16 protein-coding genes are annotated in these 19,568 nt (G+C 70.3%); 8 read left to right on the plus strand and 8 right to left on the minus strand.

All coding sequences use genetic code 11. The features are described 5' to 3' along the window. Window position 1 precedes the first annotated feature (1 nt). From ACWZJV_RS19680 to corA, 4 genes are all read right to left on the minus strand, one after another. Window positions 2-541, minus strand: coding sequence for a hypothetical protein (locus ACWZJV_RS19680; RefSeq protein ID WP_457178032.1), 540 nt, complete (start codon window positions 539-541; stop codon window positions 2-4). A gap of 94 nt (window positions 542-635) precedes the next feature. Then, window positions 636-1,595 (minus strand): DUF389 domain-containing protein, encoded by a 960-nt coding sequence (locus ACWZJV_RS19685; RefSeq protein WP_457178034.1) that lies wholly within the window; start codon window positions 1,593-1,595, stop codon window positions 636-638. Between the two features lie 47 nt (window positions 1,596-1,642). After that, entirely contained in the window at window positions 1,643-2,674 is a 1,032-nt protein-coding gene (locus ACWZJV_RS19690) for a CorA family divalent cation transporter (RefSeq protein ID WP_008363441.1), read from the minus strand. Window positions 2,675-2,692: 18 nt separating this feature from the next. Further along, window positions 2,693-3,844: a magnesium/cobalt transporter CorA gene (gene corA, locus ACWZJV_RS19695; protein ID WP_008363443.1), complete on the minus strand. Its 1,152-nt coding sequence runs from the start codon at window positions 3,842-3,844 to the stop codon at window positions 2,693-2,695. An 879-nt stretch (window positions 3,845-4,723) separates the two neighbouring features. Between corA and kdpA the strand changes: the two genes are divergently transcribed. The 5 genes from kdpA to ACWZJV_RS19720 are packed head-to-tail and all read left to right on the plus strand — an operon-like array spanning window position 4,724 to window position 12,330. Then, on the plus strand, window positions 4,724-6,388 hold the full coding sequence (gene kdpA, locus ACWZJV_RS19700; protein WP_196875380.1) for a potassium-transporting ATPase subunit KdpA: 1,665 nt from the start codon (window positions 4,724-4,726) through the stop codon (window positions 6,386-6,388). Beyond that, complete coding sequence (gene kdpB, locus ACWZJV_RS19705) at window positions 6,385-8,472, plus strand: potassium-transporting ATPase subunit KdpB (protein ID WP_231380398.1); 2,088 nt, start codon at window positions 6,385-6,387, stop codon at window positions 8,470-8,472. The genes kdpA and kdpB overlap by 4 nt, the downstream gene beginning before the upstream one ends. 8 nt (window positions 8,473-8,480) lie before the next feature. Beyond that, window positions 8,481-9,092, plus strand: coding sequence for a potassium-transporting ATPase subunit KdpC (gene kdpC / locus ACWZJV_RS19710; protein WP_457178037.1), 612 nt, complete (start codon window positions 8,481-8,483; stop codon window positions 9,090-9,092). Between the two features lie 5 nt (window positions 9,093-9,097). After that, on the plus strand, window positions 9,098-11,647 hold the full coding sequence (locus tag ACWZJV_RS19715) for a DUF4118 domain-containing protein (protein WP_457178039.1): 2,550 nt from the start codon (window positions 9,098-9,100) through the stop codon (window positions 11,645-11,647). Continuing rightward, the gene (locus tag ACWZJV_RS19720) at window positions 11,644-12,330 is read left to right on the plus strand and encodes a response regulator (RefSeq protein WP_457178041.1); all 687 of its coding nucleotides are present in this window, start codon (window positions 11,644-11,646) and stop codon (window positions 12,328-12,330) included. Before ACWZJV_RS19715 ends, ACWZJV_RS19720 begins: the two co-directional genes overlap by 4 nt. Here ACWZJV_RS19720 and ACWZJV_RS19725 read toward each other — a convergent pair. Next, window positions 12,306-12,629, minus strand: coding sequence for a hypothetical protein (locus ACWZJV_RS19725; protein WP_457178043.1), 324 nt, complete (start codon window positions 12,627-12,629; stop codon window positions 12,306-12,308). The genes ACWZJV_RS19720 and ACWZJV_RS19725 overlap by 25 nt on opposite strands. 147 nt (window positions 12,630-12,776) lie before the next feature. Between ACWZJV_RS19725 and ACWZJV_RS19730 the strand changes: the two genes are divergently transcribed. Then, window positions 12,777-14,675, plus strand: coding sequence for an amino acid transporter (locus ACWZJV_RS19730; RefSeq protein ID WP_457178044.1), 1,899 nt, complete (start codon window positions 12,777-12,779; stop codon window positions 14,673-14,675). A 20-nt stretch (window positions 14,676-14,695) separates the two neighbouring features. Here the strand turns inward: ACWZJV_RS19730 and ACWZJV_RS19735 are convergent, their stop codons facing one another. Beyond that, a complete protein-coding gene (locus ACWZJV_RS19735) occupies window positions 14,696-15,076 on the minus strand; it encodes a globin (RefSeq protein ID WP_457178046.1) in 381 nt (126 codons plus the stop codon). 89 nt (window positions 15,077-15,165) lie between these two features. Between ACWZJV_RS19735 and ACWZJV_RS19740 the strand changes: the two genes are divergently transcribed. Then, window positions 15,166-15,591: an OsmC family peroxiredoxin gene (locus ACWZJV_RS19740; protein WP_040757269.1), complete on the plus strand. Its 426-nt coding sequence runs from the start codon at window positions 15,166-15,168 to the stop codon at window positions 15,589-15,591. A 135-nt stretch (window positions 15,592-15,726) separates the two neighbouring features. Here the strand turns inward: ACWZJV_RS19740 and ACWZJV_RS19745 are convergent, their stop codons facing one another. Continuing rightward, window positions 15,727-16,677, minus strand: coding sequence for a mechanosensitive ion channel family protein (locus tag ACWZJV_RS19745; protein WP_457178048.1), 951 nt, complete (start codon window positions 16,675-16,677; stop codon window positions 15,727-15,729). A 119-nt stretch (window positions 16,678-16,796) separates the two neighbouring features. Here ACWZJV_RS19745 and ACWZJV_RS19750 point away from each other — a divergent pair, with 119 nt between their 5' ends. Further along, window positions 16,797-17,087, plus strand: coding sequence for a hypothetical protein (locus tag ACWZJV_RS19750; protein WP_196875374.1), 291 nt, complete (start codon window positions 16,797-16,799; stop codon window positions 17,085-17,087). A 154-nt stretch (window positions 17,088-17,241) separates the two neighbouring features. On the opposite strand, the gene helR is transcribed toward ACWZJV_RS19750, so the two are convergent. Beyond that, window positions 17,242-19,479 carry an RNA polymerase recycling motor ATPase HelR gene (helR, locus tag ACWZJV_RS19755; RefSeq protein ID WP_457178051.1) on the minus strand — a complete coding sequence of 746 codons (2,238 nt, stop codon included), beginning with the start codon at window positions 19,477-19,479 and terminating at the stop codon, window positions 17,242-17,244. Window positions 19,480-19,568 lie beyond the last annotated feature (89 nt).

The following is a 19,568-nucleotide window of genomic DNA, read 5'->3' on the forward strand; positions in this document are numbered from 1 at the left end:
CTCAGTCGCGCCAGTCGTGGTCGTCGCAGTCGTAGCGGCGGTCGTACCGGTCGTAGCGGTCGTAGCGGTCCTCGCGCCGGCAGTCGCTGTCGTCGCGCTCGTGGCCGTCCCAGTCGCCCCACTCCCAGCCGTCCTGGCTGATCGTGAAGTCGTGCTGGGGGAACGCCGGGGCGGAGGTCTCGGCCGGCTTCTCGGCCGGGCGCGCCTTCCGCGCGCTCAGCGACTCGTCGTCGCTCGGCGCTTGGGCGTCCCGCGAGTCCTGAGCGGGGGCGGGCGGCGCGAGGAGGTCACGGGAGACCAGCTCGGTGGCGCGCGAGGTGTCCGGGGGAGGCAGCGTCCCGACCGAGGTGTCCTCGGCGGCGTCGACGGGCTCCGGCGGTCCGGCGGGTCCGTCCGCGAGCGGAACCTGCGGGCCGGTGGCCTGCGCCGGGGGTTGGCTGGACGGGTCCGGTCCCGCCAGACGTGGGATGAGCAGTGCCATCGCGACCACGGCGACGAGGACAAGCCCGACTCCGACGATGGCCCGCTGAATTGCCCGCATGCGCCCTCCGAGATGGCTCTGATCGGCAGAATGTTGTGCTTGAGTCCAGTAGCCTCTCAGTGCTTGCGGCAGTTGTCGAGAAACGGGACCTTTGTCAGCGTTTCCTGAGCCGCGCCGTCAGCAGCGCGCGACGTTCGGAGATGCGCTGCCACACGAACTGCTGGATCAGGAGCGTCAGCCATCCGGCGAGCGCCATCCCGGCGATGTTGACGACGAGCTGCAGGGCGCTGCCCCAGATCTCCTCGCCGAGCCCGAAGGCGATCCCGAGCGCGACGTTGGCGGCCGCGGGGATCGTGGTCACCGAGATGAACACCCCGGACAGGTTGCCGGCCCGGGCCGAGGTCACCGCGAGCACGCCCGCGGCCGCCGCGATCAGCGCGACGATGAAGGACCACTTGTCGGGGGTGTAGATGAAGGCCGTGCCGGGCCGCTCCGCGGTGACGTGCGCGGCCGTGACCCAGCCCAGTGCGCGGGCGACGAGCGCGGCCGCCGTGGTCATGGCGATGCCGACCGCGAACCCCACCAGCAACGTACGCAGCGACCGGCCGAGCAACCCGAAGCGCCGGCGTACCAGGGCGACCCCGAGTGCGGCGATCGCGCCGAACTCCGGCCCGATGACCATCGCCCCGATGACCAGGATCTGGGAGTCGAGGACGATCGCGATGCCCGCCAGCATCGTGGCCAGGCTGATCAGGCTGAGGAAGGACCAGTTGGCCTCGGTGTCGTCGTAGGCCCGCTGGGTCACGTCCGCCCACACCACCGAGTCGGCGCTGCTTCCCGGAGCGAGGTGGTCGGCGGCCAGGCCGGCCTCGGACATCCAGGTCTGCACCGGCTCGACGTGAAGGCTGCCCTCCCGGGGGATGCCGAGCCCGCGGAGCCGGTCGATGATGTCGTTGGCCGCCTCCCGGGCGACCGCGGCGAGCACCACGTCGCCCTCCGGGCGCAGCGAGGCCCCCGGCAGCGACGAGAGCTCGCTGACCGCGGGATCGGCGGTGAGGATCTCGAGGACCGAGGGTGTCAGGTGCGTCGGCGAGGTGATCCGCAGCTTCAGCATGGGGCACATTGTTGCCTACGCGCTCGCTGCCGGATCCCGACCCCGGTTCACAGCCAGCGGCGCGCCTTGAGCAGCATGTACAGGACGACCACGGCGACCACGATGACGCCGCTGGAGACGATGAAGCCGCTGAGCTGCCCGAAGCCGGGGTAGGGGATGTTCTGCCCGAAGAAGCCGGTGACCAGGGTGGGCACGGCGATGATCGCGACCCACGCCGAGATCCGCCGCATGTCGTCGTTCTGCCGTACCGAGGTGGCGGCCAGCTCCTCGGTCGCCAACGCCAGATGGGTGCTGGTGCGTGCCTGGTAGAAGTCGATCACCCCGCGGACGAACTCGCCCTGCCCGTCGGCCATGGTGCGCACCATGTCGAACCGGTCGGCCAGCTCGGCCGCGCGAGCTGCCAGGCCGACGACCGGCCCGGCATCACGCCGTCGGGCCAGCGCTCGGCAGGTTTCCGCGCTGTGCGTGGCGATGGTGCGTACGGCCAACAGCGCGTGCCCGACCTGGAACAGCTCCTCCAGCAGCGTCGCGGGATCGTCGTCGGGGTCGTCGTCGGTGACCTGCTGCTCGATCCGCCCCGACTCGCGGGCGAGGTCGGCGACCAGCTGCGTCTCGCGCCGGATCATCGAGGAGGCGATGGCGTGGGACAGGTCCCAGGACGTACGGATGTCGACCTCGCCCTTCAGGATCCGCCGACGGACATGGTCGGTGTCGATGTGTGCCACCTCGGGTGCGACGACCGGGTTGACCGGTCCGTGCACGGTGACCAGGTAGTCGGCACCGATGAACTGGTCGAGCTCGACGTAGTGCACGTGCCCGCCGGTGCCGAGCTTCGGAGCGTGCAGCACGGTGAAGACGTGGTCGTCGTAGAAGTGGAACTTCGAGATGTGGTTGCGGGCCCGGCAGTCGCCCAGGGCAAGAGTGTGGAACGGAAACCAACGTCCGAGCTGCTCGGATGCCGCTTCGTCGCACTCCGGCACGTCGATCCACACCACGGTGTCCGCCTCCTCGAGCAGGTCGGGCACCTCCTTCGGCTGGTGTTCGGTGAGACCGGTCGGGCGCAGGGCGTAGACCAACATGTGTGGGGGAGCCTCTCCTCAGATCCAGTTGCGGCGGCGAAAGAGGATATAGAGGACGACGTTGACGGTCAGCATCAGCCCGAGCGCCATGAAGTAGCCGTAGCGCCACTGCAGCTCGGGCATGAAGTCGAAGTTCATCCCGTAGACCGTGCCGACCAGCGTGGGAGCGAACAGGATGGCCGCCCAGCCGGAGATCTTCTTGACCTCGTCGTTCTGCTGCACGCTGAGCTCGCTGAGCGCCTTCATCTCCTCGTTCTGCTGCTGGGCGACCAGGGTGGCGTTGACGGTGAGGATGTCGCGCAGCAGGTTGCGGAACTCGTCGATCTGCTCGACGGTGCCGATCACGTGGTCCTCGACGTCGCGCAGGTAGCGCTGGAGCTCCTCGTCGGTGCGGTACTTGGAGAATCCGGCGGCCAGGGAGCGTACGACGCCCAGCAGGGGACGGGTCGCCCGCTGGAACTCGACGACCTCGCGGGAGAGCTCGTAGATGCGGCGGGAGACCTGGGTGTCGCCGCGGAACATCTCGGTCTCGATCTCGTCGATGTCGTTGGCGAGCCCGGCCACGACCGGCGCGTAGCCGTCGACGACGCGGTCGAGGATGGCGTACAGCACCGCCTCCGGGCCGAGCCGGAGCAGATCCGGGTTGCTCTCCATCCGGCGGCGTACGGGGGAGAGGTCGGGCTGGGCGCCGTGGCGCACGGTGAGCACGAAGTCGGGGCCGACGAAGAGGTGCAGCTCACCGAAGTCGATGTCCTCGGTCTCGTCGACGTACCAGGCCGCCCGCAGCACCACGAACAGGGTGTCGTCGTAGCGCTCGATCTTCGGCCGCTGGTGGGCCAGGATCGCATCCTCGACGGCGAGCTCGTGCAGGCCGAACTCGTCGGCCAGCGAGGCCAGCTCGTGCTGGTTGGGCTGGTAGAGACCGATCCAGGCCATCGCGTCGTCGTGCTCGTGGAGCGAGCGGTAGGTGTCGGCCAACGTCGAGGGTGAGTCGACGCGGTCGCCGCCGACGTAGACGGCGCTGTCGATCATGCTGCCGCGAGTCACCGGCGTCGGCATCGAGGACCGACCGCCTCCGCCCTGCGGCGAGGTCGTCGGCGGGACCTTCGGCGGGTCGGAGCGGCGCTGCTTGGTGAGGGCGCGCAGGGACTTGAACGGGCGCTCGGACATGGTGGCCTCCTGGATGCTGCGAGCGAGCGGGACGGCGACGAACAGACGCGTCGCGCCGGCCCGGGCACGTTCTCCAGGTGTCCGGACCGGTCAGGGCGAGGTGGTACTCGGAGGTTGACCGTCCATGCCGGCCACCTCCTCTCTCTTCCTCGCTCGCGGGGCTGCAGCCCGGATGCCTCGTTCGTACGGATCCACGTCCGCACCGGGACATCGTAGGTCCAGCACGCTCGGCTCAGGTAGTCGTGGAGGCATCAGGGAACCATCAACACGGACGCCGTCACCGTCAGCGATGCGTCAGCGGAACGGATCCGGCGCCCCACCGCGCCTAGCGTCGCAGGTGTGTCTCTACGAGTCCCGTTCCACGATGCACCGGCCGACCGCTCACGAAGAACCCGAGGAGGGCCGGACGGCGGCGGGGCTCACGCAGCCTCCCGCCGCCGTCCCGGCTCGCCCGCCGCCCTCGTCGAGAAGGTCTCCGCATGACCGCCGGGCCCGGGTACGGCGGAGCCCTGATGGTCGCCCTCGCCGCACTGGTCGCCACCGCCTTGAGCGTGCTCATGCGGCTGGTCGTCCTCTAGGCCGTAGAGCTCGCGAGCGCCGGACGTACTCGGGTATGTCCGGCGCTCGGCTCGTTCCGGGACGACCGGGTCAAGGATGCGTCAATCGCGCGGCGTACGCCGTCAGGGAACCGTCAAGGCGGGGCCTCCACGCCCACGCGCGGGGATGCAATGGAGCCGTGCTAGATCTCGTCTACATCCTCATCACGCTGGTGTCCTTCGCCGGGCTCGCCGCGTTGGTCGGAGTCATCGACCGACGACTGGGCGAACCCTCCGACACCGACGTCGCCCCCACTGAGACAGAGCCGCGGACGGTGGGCCGATGAACGCCGTCACCGCCGCCGTCCTGCAGATCGTCGCCCTGATCGCCGCGCTGGCTCTCGCGGTCCCGTTCCTGGGCAGGTACCTCGCCCACATCTACACATCCGAGAAGCACCTGCGCGTCGAGACGCTGGTCTACCGGGTGCTGCGCGTCGACCCCGACGCGGACCAGCGCTGGCGCTCGTACGCGCTCGCGGTGCTCGGGTTCTCCCTGGTCGGGGTGCTGTTCCTCTACCTCCTCACGCGGACGCAGCAGTGGCTGCCGTTGAGCCTCGGCTTCGACCCGTTCCCCAGCGACGGCGCCTGGAACACCGCGGTCTCGTTCGTGACGAACACCAACTGGCAGTGGTACTCCGGTGAGGCCGCCGCGGGCAACCTGCTCCAGATGGCCGGCCTGACCGTGCAGAACTTCGTCTCCGCCGCCGTCGGCATGTCGGTCGCGGCAGCCTTCGCGCGCGGGCTCGCCCGTGGGCGCGGCAACGGCCGCGTCGGCAACTTCTGGGCAGACCTCGTCCGCACCACCCTGCGCGTCCTGCTGCCGATCTCGTTCGTCGGGGCGCTCGTGCTCGTGGGCTTCGGGGCGATCCAGAACCTCCGCGCCGACCTCGCGATGACCACGCTGGACGGCGGGCAGCAGATCCTCACCTCCGGTGCGATCGCCAGCCAGGAGGTGATCAAGGAGCTCGGTACCAACGGTGGCGGCCCCTACAACGTGAACTCGGCGCACCCGTTCGAGAACCCGACCCCGTTCACCAACCTGCTCGAGATCTTCCTGCTCCTGGTGATCCCGTTCGCGATGGCCTGGGCGTTCGGGCTGATCGTGAAGGACCGGCGTCAGGGCGGCGCGGTGCTCGCCACGATGGCGACGCTGTGGCTCGGTGCGGTCGCCCTGCTGACCTGGGCCGAGATGGCCGGACCCGGCACCGCCCCGCAGCTCGCCGGTGGCGCGATGGAGGGCAAGGAGACCCGCTTCGGCGAGGCCGCCTCGGCGCTCTTCGCGTCCTCGACGACCGGCACCTCGACCGGCGCGGTCAACGCGATGCACGACAGCCTCACCGCGCCGGGCGGCGGGATCGCGATGTTCAACATGATGCTCGGCGAGGTGGCGCCCGGCGGCGTCGGCTCCGGGCTCTACGGGATGCTCATGCTGGCCGTCGTCACGGTCTTCCTGTGCGGCCTGATGGTGGGACGTACGCCGGAGTACCTGGGCAAGAAGATCGGTCGACCCGAGATCGTGCTGGTCGCCCTCTACATCCTGGCCACGCCGATCCTCGTGCTGGGCGGGGCCGCGATCGCGGTCAGCTTTCCGGCCGGACCGGCGGGCATGCTCAACTCGGGCGCCCACGGCTTCTCCGAGGCGCTGTACGCCGTGACCTCGGCCGCCAACAACAACGGCTCCGCCTTCGGTGGGCTGACCGCGGGCACCCCGTTCTGGAACACCCTGCTCGGGCTGCTGATGCTCTTCGGGCGGTTCCTGCCGATCGTCTTCGTGCTCGGCCTGGCCGGTCGCTTCGCCACCGCGCAGCACCTGCCCGCCGGCGCCGGCACGCTGCCCACCCACCGGCCGCTCTTCGTCGCGCTGCTCACCGGCGTCGCGCTGGTCGTGGTCGGCCTGACGTACGTCCCTGCTCTTGCCCTCGGTCCGATCGTGGAGTCGCTGTCATGACCCAGTTCAACGTTCTTTCCCCCACTCCTGACACCGACGAGGCCCAGGAGCACCACCACGAGCGGCACCCGGTGCCGGCGGCGAGCGGGGTGCTCTCGCTCGCCCAGATCAAGGAGGCGGTGCCGGGCGCCTTCCGCAAGCTCGACCCGCGCCTGCTGATCGCCACCCCGGTCATGCTGGTGGTCGAGATCGGTGCCGCGGTGACCACCGTGCTGTCGATCCTCGACCCGAGCGTCATGGGCTGGCTGGTCACGGCCTGGCTGTGGCTGACCGTGGTCTTCGGCAACCTGGCCGAGTCGGTGGCCGAGGGCCGCGGCAAGGCCCAGGCGGCCAGCCTGCGCGCCCTGCAGACCGAGACCTCCGCCCGGAGGCTGCGCCCGGACGGCAGCGAGGAGGCCGTCCCCTCCACGTCGCTGAGGGCCGGTGACACGGTCGTCGTCAGCGCAGGGGAGCGGATCCCCGGCGACGGCGACATCATCGAGGGGGTCGCCTCGGTCGACGAGTCGGCGGTCACCGGCGAGAGCGCACCGGTGATCCGGGAGTCGGGCGGCGACCGGTCCGCGGTCACCGGCGGCACCACGGTGCTCTCCGACCGGATCGTCGTGCGGATCACCTCCGATCCCGGTCACTCCTTCGTCGACCGGATGATCGCGCTGGTCGAGGGCTCGGAGCGGCAGCGTACGCCCAACGAGATGGCGCTCAACGTGCTGCTCTCGACCCTGACGGTGATCTTCGTGGTCGTCTGCGGGACGCTCTACTTCCTCGCCGACTACTCCGGTGCCCACCAGTCGTGGCTGGTGCTGATCGCCCTGCTGGTCTGCCTGATCCCGACCACCATCGGCGCCCTGCTGAGCGCCATCGGCATCGCCGGCATGGACCGGCTCGTACGCCGCAACGTCCTGGCGATGTCAGGAAGGGCGGTCGAGGCGGCCGGTGACGTCGACGTCCTCCTGCTCGACAAGACGGGCACGATCACCTACGGCAACCGGCAGGCCACCGAGATCCTCCCGGTCACCGGGGTCACCCTGACCGCCGTCGAGAACGCCGCGGTGCAGGCGAGCCTCGCGGACCTGACCCCGGAGGGGCGCAGCATCCTGCACCTCGTCGGGCGCAGCGCCGCCGGCCCGGCCGGCGCCACGATGGTCGAGTTCTCCGCGACCACCCGGATGAGCGGCCTGGACGCGCCCGACCTCAAGATCCGCAAGGGCGCTGCCTCGGCCGTGGCCGCCTGGGTCGAGGAGAACGGCGGCACCGTTCCGCCCGAGACGTACGTGATCGCGGGGGACATCAGCGCCGAGGGCGGTACGCCGCTCGTCGTCGCCGAGCAGCGCGACCGCGAGCGGGCGCGGGTGCTTGGCATCGTGCACCTCAAGGACGTCGTCAAGGACGGCATCCGCGAGCGGTTCGACGAGATGCGCGCCATGGGCATCCGCACGGTGATGATCACCGGCGACAACGCCGCCACCGCCGCGGCCATCGCCAAGGAGGCGGGGGTCGACGACTTCCTCGCCGAGGCGACCCCGGAGGACAAGCTGGCGCTGATCCGGAAGGAGCAGCGTGGCGGCCGGATGGTCGCGATGTGCGGCGACGGCACCAACGACGCTCCCGCGCTCGCCCAGGCCGACGTCGGGGTGGCGATGAACACCGGCACCACCGCGGCCAAGGAGGCCGGCAACATGGTGGACCTCGACTCCGACCCGACCAAGCTCATCGACGTGGTCGAGATCGGCAAGCAGCTGCTCATCACCCGAGGCGCGCTGACCACCTTCTCGGTGGCCAACGACATCGCGAAGTACTTCGCGATCCTGCCGGCGATGTTCGTGGTCGCCTTCCCGCAGCTCGAGGTGCTCAACGTCATGCGGCTCTCCACGCCGGAGTCCGCCATCGTCTCGGCGGTCGTCTTCAACGCACTGATCATCATCGCGCTGATCCCGCTGGCGCTGCGCGGCGTGCGCTACCGGCCCTCGTCGGCGGTCGAGCTGCTGCGTCGCAACATCCTCCTCTACGGCGTCGGCGGCCTGATCGCTCCCTTCGTGGGCATCAAGCTCCTCGACCTCGTCCTCTCTCTCATCCCAGGACTGTGATCACTGCCATGAACGACATCTACGCCCTTCTGCGGCACTCCTGGGCAGGGCTCCGGGTGCTCCTCGCGGCCACCCTCCTGCTCGGTCTCGGCTATCCGCTCCTCGTCACCGGCGTCGCCCAGGTCGCCTTCCCCTGGCAGGCCAACGGCTCGCTGGTGACGGCCGAGGGGAGCCACACGACCGACCCTTCCGAGGCCACCGGTTCTGCCCTGCTCGGGCAGGTCAGCGACGACTCGGCGCTGTTCTACCCGCGGCCCTCGGCCGCCGGTGACGGCTACGACACGATGTCCTCCTACGGCTCCAACCTCGGTCCCGAGGAGCCCGCGCTGATCGACGCCATCAAGGAGCGCAAGGCCGAGATCGCCGCGCGCGAGGGCGTCACGGCCGACGAGGTGCCCGCCGACGCGGTGACCGCCTCCGGCTCCGGCCTCGACCCGCACATCTCCCCGGCGTACGCCTCCCTCCAGGTCGCACGGGTGGCCAAGGCCAACGACCTCCCCGAGGCGAAGGTGCGTGAGCTCGTCGAGGAGAGCACCGAGGGACGTACGTGGGGCGTGCTCGGCGAGGCGCGCGTCAACGTGCTCCTGCTCAACATCGCGGTGAAGCAGGCGGCACACTGATCCTCGTGAGCATCGATCGCAGGACGGAGAAGCCGGCCGTGCCCAGGCGCGGCCGGCTCACCGTGTACCTCGGCGCGGCGCCGGGGGTCGGGAAGACGTACGCGATGCTGGGCGAGGCGAGGCGGCGGGTGGCCCGCGGGACCGACGTGGTCGTCGGGTTCGTGGAGACCCACGACCGCGTGCACACCGCGGAGATGCTGGACGGACTCGAGCTGATCCCGCGCCGGGAGCTCCGCTATCGCGGGACGACCTTCACCGAGCTGGACGTGGAGGCGGTGATCGCCCGTGACCCGAAGGTCGTCTGCATCGACGAGCTCGCACACACCAACGTCCCCGGCAGCCGCCACACCAAGCGGGCCCAGGACGTCGAGCAGATCCGGGCGGCGGGCATCGACGTGATCACGACCGTCAACATCCAGCACCTGGAGTCGCTCAACGACGAGGTCGAGCGGATCACCGGCGTACGCCAGCGGGAGACCGTACCGGACGAGGTGGTCCGCACCGCCGACCAGATCCAGCTCGTCGACATGGCGCCCGACGCGCTGCGGCGGCGGATGGCCCACGGCAACGTCTACAAGCCGGAGAACATCGACGCGAGCCTGACCTCCTACTTCCGGGTCGGCAACCTGACCGCGCTGCGTGAGCTGGCCCTGCTGTGGCTGGCCGACCGGGTCGACGACGCGCTCGGCGACTACCGGCGCGAGCATCAGATCGAGCACCCCTGGCCGACCAAGGAGCGGATCGTCGTCGCGGTCACCGGCGGCCCGGAGTCGGAGACGCTGCTGCGGCGAGCGGCCCGGCTGTGCCAGCGGGCGAAGGGGTCCGAGCTGCTGGCGGTGCACGTGGTCACCGCCGACGGGCTGACCCGGCCGGAGGCCGGGTCGATCGAACGCGTGCAGGCGCTGACGGCGTCGCTGGGCGGGACCTTCCACAGCGTCGTCGGCGAAGATGCGGCGTCCGCCGTCGTCGACTTCGCGACCGGCGCCAACGCCACCATGATCATCGTCGGCGTCTCCCGTCACGGACGCCTGCGGAGATTCTTCACCGGCACCACGGGTGACCGGATCGCGACCGCGGCCGGTTCGATCGACGTCCATCTGGTGACCCACGACGAGATCGCCCGTGGCGCACGGGTCCGGGGCGGCCTCGGCTCACCGCTCAGCCGCACCCGGCAGGCCCTGGGCTGGATCAGTGCCCTCCTGGTGCCGGTGGGCCTGGTGTGGCTGCTGCACAACGACGGCATCGAGGGCCCCATCTCCGGCCAGCTCCCGCTGGCCAGCATGCTCCTGCTGGCCGCGACCGTCCTGGTCGCGATGGTCGGCGGGCGATGGCCCGCCGTGGTCGCGGCCCTGGCGGGCTTCGCGCACCTGAACTGGTGGTTCACGCCGCCGGTGCACCGGTTCACCATCGCCGAGCCGCGCAACCTGGTGATGCTGGTGATCTTCGTCGCGGTCGCGGTGGGCGTCGCCACCGTCGTCGACCGCGCCTCGCGGCGGGCGGACGAAGCGCGCCAGGCCAAGGGCGAGGCGGCGACGATGGGAGCACTGTCCCGCTCGGTGCTCACCGGTCAGGACACCGCTGAGGCGATCGTGAGCCGGGTGCGCGAGACCTTCGCCCAGCAGGCGGTGGTCCTGCTGGAGGAGACACCGCAGGGGTGGGTGCGGCTGGCCGGCGCCGGGATCGGCTATCCGGCGGACCCCGACCAGGGTGACGCCCAGGTCGCGGTCGACGACAGCCATGTGATCGTCCTGCGCGGCACCCCGCTGCGGGCCCGCGACCGGCGGGTCCTGGAGGCCTTCGCCGTCCAGACGTCGCTGGTGCTGGAGCATCGCCGGCTGCGCGACCAGGCCGACCGTGCCCTCGCCCTGGAGCGGGCGGAGCAGACCTCGACAGCGCTGCTCCGAGCCGTCTCGCACGACCTGCGTACGCCGCTGGCCACCATGCGCGCCGCGCTCGACGGGCTGCTCGTGGGCCGGGTCCCGGAGGAGGACCGCAAGGAGCTCGTCGAGTCGGCCGCCACCTCCGCCGACCAGCTCGAGGCGCTCATCGACAACCTGCTCGACCTCTCCCGGGTCGAGGCCGGCCTGGTCCACCCCGTGCTGCGCGACGTCAGCCTGGAGGAGTCCCTTCCTCTCGCCGTGGCCGGTCTCCCGCCCGGAACGGTGACCCTCGAGGTCGGCGAGGACGCCCCGCTCGTACGCACCGACTCCGGCCTGCTGGAGCGGATCGTCGCGAACCTGGTGACCAACGCCGTCCGGGCCAGCGGCCAGGGACCCCGCTCCGGCGAGCCGGTGCGCGTGCTCGCGCACGAGACGGCGGAGACTGTGGAGGTGATGATCGTCGATCGTGGACCGGGGGTGCCCGAGGAGCAGCGGGAGCGCATGTTCGAGCCGTTCCAGCGCCTCGACGACACCTCGGCCGTCGGGCTGGGGCTCGGCCTCGCCGTCGCCAAGGGACTCAGCGAGGCACTCGGGATCAGGCTGTCGGCGGAGGACACCCCCGGCGGTGGGCTCACCATGGTCGTCGCGGTCCCGCGCGCGAAGGGGGCCCGATGAGCCGGGTACTCGTCGTCGACGACGAGCCCGCGCTGCTGCGCGCGCTCGCCATCAACCTGCGCGCCGCCGGCTGGGAGGTCGAGACCGCGGTCGACGGCCGCTCGGCGCTCGCCGCCGCGGCGGCGACGCACCCCGACGTGGTCCTCCTCGACCTTGGCCTCCCGGATCTGGACGGCACCGAGGTGATCGAGGGCCTGCGGGGCTGGACCCAGGTGCCGGTGGTCGTGCTCTCCGCGCGTCAGCACGGCGACGACAAGATCGAGGCGCTCGACCTGGGTGCCGACGACTACGTCACCAAGCCGTTCGCGATGAACGAGCTGATGGCCCGGCTCCGTGCGGCCGTCCGTCGCTCCCAGGAGTCCGCGCCGCCGGCCGCGACCACCCTGAGCGTCGGCGACCTGGAGATCGACTTCGCCCGCAAGCGCGTCCACAAGGCCGGCGACGACGTGCGACTGACCCCGACCGAGTGGTCGTTCCTCGAGCTGCTCGCCCGCAACGTCGGCCGGCTGGTTCCGCGCGACCAGATCCTGAAGGAGGTCTGGGGGCCCGCCTACGCGAAGGAGACCCACTACCTGCGCGTCTACGCCGCCCAGCTCCGCCGCAAGCTCGAGGACGACCCGTCGCACCCGCGCTACCTGGTCACCACCGCCGGGGTCGGCTACACCCTGGACCCGGGGGAGTAGAGCGAAGCCACGCACCCGAGGGCCAGGAGGAGCGCCAGGTGGCGGAGGTCGCTGGGGGCGAAGGTCAGCTGACCACCGGTGTTGACCGCGAACCCGGTGACCAGTCCCCACCCTGTCAGCGCCAGCAGCAGGGCGTACGGCAGGGTCAGCGTCAGCGCGGCGCAGGTGGTTAGGGCGACGATGGTGATCAACCAGACCGAGAAGCCGACCCCGGCGACGGTGAAGACCGCCGTGGCGACCAGCAGGGTGGCGGCCGCCGCTCCGGCACGTACCGCCTTGACCCTCTCGAGCAGCTCCATGCGACCAGCCTGCGCGCGTATTGGACCCCTTGCCGGGCTCTGGACGCTCCTCTGACACCCGCTCCGCGGAATCTTGACGGAATCCTTACGCCTTCCCGCGGGGCTCGGATGAGGTATCGCGGTCGATCGGTCTGAAGAATTGATCGGGTGACCGCAGTGACCACCGATAGCGGCGTCTCGGGTGCAGAAGAGCCCGCCGAGACCCCCGAGAAGAAGCACCCGTGGTGGCAGGTGATGTGCCTGACCGGTGTCGACTACTTCTCGACGCTGGGCTACCAGCCGGGCATCGCGGCCCTCGCCGCCGGGCTGCTCTCGCCGATCGCCACACTGGTGCTGGTCGGGCTGACGCTGCTCGGCGCGCTGCCGGTCTACCGCCGCGTCGCTGCCGAGAGCCCGCACGGGCAGGGCTCGATCGCGATGCTGGAGCGGCTGCTGTCCCGCTGGGGCGGCAAGGCGTTCGTGCTCGCCCTGCTCGGCTTCGCGGCCACCGACTTCATCATCACCATGACCCTCTCGGCCGCCGACGGCGCCGCGCACGTGGTGGAGAACCCGCTCTTCCCGTCCACCTGGCACGGGCACAACATGGTGATCACCCTGGTGCTGCTGGCCGCCCTGGCCGCGGTCTTCCTGAAGGGGTTCAAGGAGGCGATCGGGATCGCGGTCGGCCTGGTGGTCACCTTCCTCACCCTCAACGCCATCGTGATCGCCGTCGGCCTGGTGCACGTGTTCAGCGACCCGAGCGTCTTCACCCGCTGGAACGACGCACTCTTCGTCGAGCACGGCAACGTCACCACGATGATCGCCGTCTCGCTCCTGGTCTTCCCCAAGCTCGCCCTCGGGATGAGCGGCTTCGAGACCGGCGTCGCGGTGATGCCGCAGGTCAGGGGTGACAAGAGCGACACCGAGGAAGACCCCGCCGGTCGGATCCGCGGCACCAAGAAGCTGCTCACCGCGGCCGCCCTGACGATGAGCGTGTTCCTGATCGCCTCCTCCTGGGTGACCACGCTGCTGATCCCGGCCGAGGCGTTCGAGGAGGGCGGCGAGGCCAACGGCCGGGCGCTGGCCTACCTCGCGCACGACTACCTCGGCAGCGCGTTCGGGACGGCGTACGACATCTCGACGATCCTCATCCTGTGGTTCGCCGGCGCCTCGGCGATGGCCGGCCTGCTCAACCTGATCCCGCGCTACCTGCCGCGCTACGGGATGTCACCGGAGTGGGCGGCCGCGACCCGGCCGCTGGTCGTGACCATCTCGGCGGCAGCGTTCCTGATCACCTGGATCTTCGACGCCGACGTGGATGCCCAGGGCGGGGCGTACGCGACGGGTGTGCTCGTGCTGATGCTGTCGGCCGCGGTGGCGGTCACCCTGGCCGCGCGCAAGGCCGGCCAACGGGTCCGGACGGTGCTGTTCGGCCTGATCGCGGCCGTGTTCGCCTACACCACGGTCTCCAACGTGATCGAGCGGCCCGACGGCGTCAAGATCGCCGCCTGCTTCATCGCCGCGATCATCTGCGTCTCGCTGGTCTCCCGGATCATGCGCTCCTTCGAGCTGCGCGTGACCGGCGTCGAGCTGGACAGGAAGGCCGAGTCGTTCCTGCGCGAGTGTGCCCGCCGCCAGATCCGGCTGATCGCCAACGAGCACGAGGGCACCGAGGGTCCCGAGGAGTACGAGGACAAGCTTCGTCAGATCGTCGCCGACAACGACCTGGCCGACGAGACCGACCTCATCTTCGTCGAGGTGCTCGTCACCGACCCGTCGGACTTCGAAGGCACCCTGACCGTACGCGGTGAGGTGACCGGACGCCGTCGGGTGCTGCGCCTGGAGGCGCCGTCGGTGCCCAACGCCCTGGCTGCCCTGCTGCTCCACATTCGCGACGTCACCGGCGTGGTGCCGCACATCTACTTCGAATGGACCGAGGGCAACCCGGTCGTCAACCTGCTGCGGTTCCTGTTCATCGGGGGCGGCGAGGTCGCGCCGACCACCCGTGAGGTGCTCCGCCGCGCCGAGCCGGACAGGTCACGGCGGCCGCACGTCCACGTGGGCTGAGCGCCCTTCCCGGGGTCAGCTCAGCTCGGGGTGTTGATCATGAAGTTGGCGGCATGCTCGGCGTACGCCCAGAACTGCGCGTCCTGCTCGGGGGTCAGCCCGGCGGCGTCGAGGCCCTCGCGGAAGTGCTGGAGCCAGCGATCACGCGCCTCCGAGGTGACCTCGAAGGGGGCGTGACGCATCCGCAGGCGCGGGTGGCCGCGCTGCTCGGAGTAGGTCGTCGGGCCGCCCCAGTACTGCGCCAGGAAGAGGGCCAGCCGCTCCTGGGCCGGACCGAGGTCCTCCTCGGGATACATCGGCCGCATCAGCTCGTCGGTCGCCACGCCCTCGTAGAACTTGGCCACGATCGTGCGGATGGTGTCCATCCCGCCGATCTCCTCATAGAACGTCACTTGAACCATTGTTCCACGCGGCCTTCCACGCTGCGTCCTCCACGGGCCCGTGGCAGGATCGGGGGCGTACGCACACACTCGATCTTTGGGAGATGAAGATGGCCACCACCCGCACCGCCACCACCGTCTGGGAGGGCTCGCTCTTCGAGGGCGCCGGCAAGGTGACGCTGGACTCCTCGGGCCTGGGGACGTACGACGTCACCTGGGTGGCCCGCTCGCAGGAGCCCAGCGGCAAGACCAGCCCCGAGGAGCTCATCGCCGCCGCCCACTCGTCCTGCTTCTCGATGGCCTTCTCCAACGGCCTCGCCGACAACGGCACCCCGCCGACCAGCCTGGAGACCAGCGCTGAGGTCGAGTTCACCCCGGGCAAGGGCATCACCGGCATCAAGCTCACCACCCGCGGTGTGGTCGAGGGCCTCGACAACGAGACCTTCGTCAGCCTCGCCGAGGCCGCCAAGGCCGGCTGCCCGGTCAGCCAGGCGCTCGCCGGCACCACGATCACCCTCGACGCCGCCCTCGCCTGATCCACCGCTGGTCGAGCCCGGCGAGCGCCAGCGAGCCGGTGTCGAGACCAACACGGTCCCATCAGGGCTCGACAGGACTGTGTTGGTCTCGACACGCTCGCTGGCGCTCGCGGCTCGACCGACGAAACGGAGGGGTCAGGCGTTGGCCTTCTGCTCCCGGGCAGCGGCGTCCTTCTCCTCGCGGTGCCAGATGACCCGCTGCGGGAAGGGGATCTCGATGCCCTCGTAGTCGAGGCGCGCCTTGATCCGCTGGCGCATCTCGCGGGCGATCGCCCACTGCTTGAGCGGCAGGGTCTTGACGAGCACCCGCACGGTGATAGCGTCGGCGGCGAGCGCCTCGACGCCAGTGACCTCGGGCTCCTCGATGATCTGGCCCTTGAAGTCCTCGTCGATCCACAGGTCGTGGGAGACCTCGCGGAGCACGCGCTGGACCTTGTTGAGGTCCTCGTTGTAACCGACGCCGACGTCGATGACGGCGCGGGCCCAGTTCTGGCTGTGGTTGCCGACGGTGAGGATCTCGCCGTTGGGGACGTACCAGACCGTTCCGTCGAGCGAGCGCAGCCGGGTGATCCGCAGGGTCACCGCCTCGACGGTGCCGCTGATGTTGTTGACCTCGATGCTGTCACCGACGCCGTACTGGTCCTCGATGATCATGAAGATGCCGGACAGGTAGTCGCGCACCAGCGACTGCGCGCCGAAACCGAGCGCCAGACCGACGATCCCGGCCGAGGCGATGATCGGGGCGATGTTGATGCCGAGCTGGTCCAGGATCATGGTGGCGAAGACCGCGACCAGGACGCCGGTGACCACGCTCTTGAAGAGCGAGCCGATCGCCTGGGCACGCTGGCTGCGACGGGAGCTCGCGTGGATCTCCTCGCCCGGCTCGTGCATCTTGGTGATCTTCCCGGCCAGCGCCGGTGCCTCCACGGCACGGTGGACGACCTTGTCGATCACCCGGTGAAGCACCCAGCGGAGCACGACGGCGAGCAGGATCAGGCCGAGGATGCGCAGCGGGATGCCGATCACCCATTCGCCGAGCTTCGACCAGGAGACCGAGAGCAATGGGGGGTTCGGGGGAATGGACATGGGTTCCAGTATCCAGCGCCTTCAAGGTCGGCTGCCAATCCCCGGCCGGGCAACTTCTGCGGTCCCAGACGTGAGGGCAGAGATGAGAACCCTGACGTACGCCGGTTAGTATCTGCCCCGTGAGCAACCAGATCCTGCGCCGCGCCGGCCTCTTCGGCGCCTCCGCCTCCGCCGCCGTCGTCGCCTCTGTTGCTACCGCCGGCCCCGCCAGCGCCGAGGTCCCCAACGGCTGGCCGATCGCCGAGGACATGACCGCCTCCGGTCTGCTCCTGCTCATCCTGCTCATCCCGGTGATCCTGATGGTGGTCATCTCGCTCGTGGTCCTCCTTCCCGGCGTGCTCCGCGGCGAGGGGCTGCTGCCGAAGCCCCACAAGCCCTCCGACGACAACCTCCCCGCCGCGACGCACTGAGTTAATTGCGATTGCTTCGCAATTCGCGAGCGCTTTCGCTTGATCCTCGTCTTCCTCCGCTCCGTTCGTCGCTGCGCTCCTCACTGCGCTGCGTCCAGACGAGGAGCGCTACAGCGCTGAGTCGTTTGCGATTGCTTCGCAACTCGCGCACGGGTCAGCTCGTCAGGATCACCAGCTGCTCGGTGGCCCGGGTCATCGCGACGTAGCGGTCCACGGCACCCTCGATCCCGGTCCCGTACGTCTCGGGGTCGATGAGCACGACCAGGTCGAACTCGAGCCCCTTGGCGTGCTCGGGGCTCAGCCGGCGTACCCGGCCTTCGTTCTGGTCGCTCGAACCTGCCGCGATGACGCAGGCGATGCCCTCGTCGTGCTCGGCTAGCCAGGTGTCCAGGATCGTGTCGAGGTCCGCGACAGGGCCGTGGGCGACCGGGATGCCGGAGGCACGGATCGACGTCGGCACGTTGGCGTCGGGGAGTGCGGCGCGGATGACCGGCTCGGCCTCGGCCATCACCTCCTCGGGCGTGCGGTAGTTGATGCTCAGGCCGGCCATCTCGATCCGGTCCAGACCCACGCGCTCGAGCCGTTCCTGCCACGACTCGGTGAACCCGTGGCGCGCCTGGGCGCGGTCGCCGACGATCGTGAAGCTGCGCGAGGGGCAGCGGCTGATCAGCATCCGCCACTCCGCGTCGGTCAGCTCCTGGGCCTCGTCGACGACGATGTGCGCGAACGGCCCCGCGTACGGGTCGAGCTCCTCGGGCTCCCGCACCGAGTCGTCCAGCAGCGCCGTGCGCACGTCCTGGCCGCGCAGCATCGACATCACCTTCATCTCGGAGTCGTCGTGGCTGATCAGGTCCGAGACGATCTCGGCCTTCGCCTTGCGGTCGGCGGCTGCGGCCGCCTTCTTGGCGCTGCGGCGACGGGAGGCGTCCGGATCGCCGAGCCGGCGGTGGGCGGCGTCGAGCAGCGGCATGTCCGCCTCGGTCCACGCCTGCGGGTCCTCCCGCTGCAGCTGCTTCACCTGCTCGGGCGTCAGCCACGGCGCGCACAGCCGCAGGAACGCCGGCACCTCCCACAGGTCGCCGACGATGTCGGCGGGCCGCAGCCGCGGCCAGACCTGGCCGAAGACGTCGAGCAGCCCGGCGTTGGTCTCCAGCGAGGCGCGGAGGGCGTCGACCGCATCCTCGTCGACCAGCCCGTACGCGTCGAACTCGTCCTCCTCCGGCTCCGGGTCGCCCCAGTCGTCGAGATCGGCGTCTGCGTCGTAGTCGCGGTCGGGGTCGTCGCCGGCGTTCGCCTGGATCTTGTCGGTGACGATCCTCAGCAGCGCGTCCCAGACCTGGTCGCGGGCGTCGTTGTGCGGCGTACCCTGCTCCGCCGCGGCGATCGCCTCGGCCCAGTCGCTGACACTGATCACCGCGTCGCCGTAGGGGGTCTCGACGAGGGTCGGCTTCGACGGCGGCTTCTCGTAGAGCGCGACCGCCGGCTCGATCGCGGCGACCATCCGGGCATCGGCCTTGAGCCGGGCGACCTCCGGATCCGTCTCGGGCGCCAGCGTGTCGCCCTCCGGGATCATCCGGCGCAGCGTGGTGGTGCGTACGCCCTCCTCGCCCAGGCTCGGCAGCACGTCGGCGACGTAGGAGAGATAGGGCTCGTGCGGTCCCACGAACAGCACCCCGCCCTTGCCCTCGCCCAGGCGCGGGTCGGAGTAGAGGAGGTACGCCGTGCGGTGCAGCGCCACCACGGTCTTGCCCGTCCCCGGGCCGCCGTCGACGACCAGCGCGCCCCGGGACGAGGCCCGGATGATGGCGTCCTGGTCCGACTGGATCGTGCCCAGCACGTCGCGCATCCGCGGGGAGCGGCTGCTGCCGAGGGTAGCGATGAAGGCCGACTGGTCGTCGAGCGCGGCGTGCCCCTCGAGCCCCTCGGCGGTGAAGACCTCGTCCCAGTAGTCGGTGATCCGGCCGTTGGTCCAGCGGTAGCGGCGCCGGCTCAGCAGCCCGCGCGGATCGGCGTGCGTGGCCGCGAAGAACGGCTCCGCCGCCGGCGAGCGCCAGTCGACGAGCAGCCGCCGGCCGTCGCTGGCGGTGAGCCCGAGCCGCCCGATGTAGATCGTGCTGCCGGACTCGGTGACGATCCGCCCCAGGCACAGGTCCAGGCTGAACCTCCGCAGCATCCGCAGCTGCCCGCCGATCCGGTGCACCTCCAGATCGCGGTCCATCGCCTCCTGCCCGTGCCCACCCGGCCGGCGGCGTACGTCGTCCAGCCGTTCGTTCAGCTCGGAGATCTGCTCCTCGAGACTCTGCCCGATGGCAGCGAAGTGCTGTTCGTCATCGGCGATCAGTGCCGGGTCCGCCTTGGCATCGTGACGGCCCGCGAGATCGAATGCTTGCAACGTTGAATCCCCTGTCTGAGCAGGCACTTTACCTGTTCGAGGAGGAGATTCTGCCCCAATCCGGGGGCCTTGCGGCAAGCCCCTATCTG

This window comes from Nocardioides sp. WG-D5 (genome assembly GCF_054031175.1).

Coding starts and splice junctions, on each gene's coding strand:
- ACWZJV_RS19680 (WP_457178032.1), bottom strand. CDS start 541: ATGCGGGCAATTCAGCGGGCCATCGTCGGAGTCGGGCTTGTCCTCGTC.
- ACWZJV_RS19685 (WP_457178034.1), bottom strand. CDS start 1,595: ATGCTGAAGCTGCGGATCACCTCGCCGACGCACCTGACACCCTCGGTC.
- ACWZJV_RS19690 (WP_008363441.1), bottom strand. CDS start 2,674: ATGTTGGTCTACGCCCTGCGCCCGACCGGTCTCACCGAACACCAGCCG.
- corA (WP_008363443.1), bottom strand. CDS start 3,844: ATGTCCGAGCGCCCGTTCAAGTCCCTGCGCGCCCTCACCAAGCAGCGC.
- kdpA (WP_196875380.1), top strand. CDS start 4,724: ATGAACGCCGTCACCGCCGCCGTCCTGCAGATCGTCGCCCTGATCGCC.
- kdpB (WP_231380398.1), top strand. CDS start 6,385: ATGACCCAGTTCAACGTTCTTTCCCCCACTCCTGACACCGACGAGGCC.
- kdpC (WP_457178037.1), top strand. CDS start 8,481: ATGAACGACATCTACGCCCTTCTGCGGCACTCCTGGGCAGGGCTCCGG.
- ACWZJV_RS19720 (WP_457178041.1), top strand. CDS start 11,644: ATGAGCCGGGTACTCGTCGTCGACGACGAGCCCGCGCTGCTGCGCGCG.
- ACWZJV_RS19725 (WP_457178043.1), bottom strand. CDS start 12,629: ATGGAGCTGCTCGAGAGGGTCAAGGCGGTACGTGCCGGAGCGGCGGCC.
- ACWZJV_RS19735 (WP_457178046.1), bottom strand. CDS start 15,076: ATGGTTCAAGTGACGTTCTATGAGGAGATCGGCGGGATGGACACCATC.
- ACWZJV_RS19740 (WP_040757269.1), top strand. CDS start 15,166: ATGGCCACCACCCGCACCGCCACCACCGTCTGGGAGGGCTCGCTCTTC.
- ACWZJV_RS19745 (WP_457178048.1), bottom strand. CDS start 16,677: ATGTCCATTCCCCCGAACCCCCCATTGCTCTCGGTCTCCTGGTCGAAG.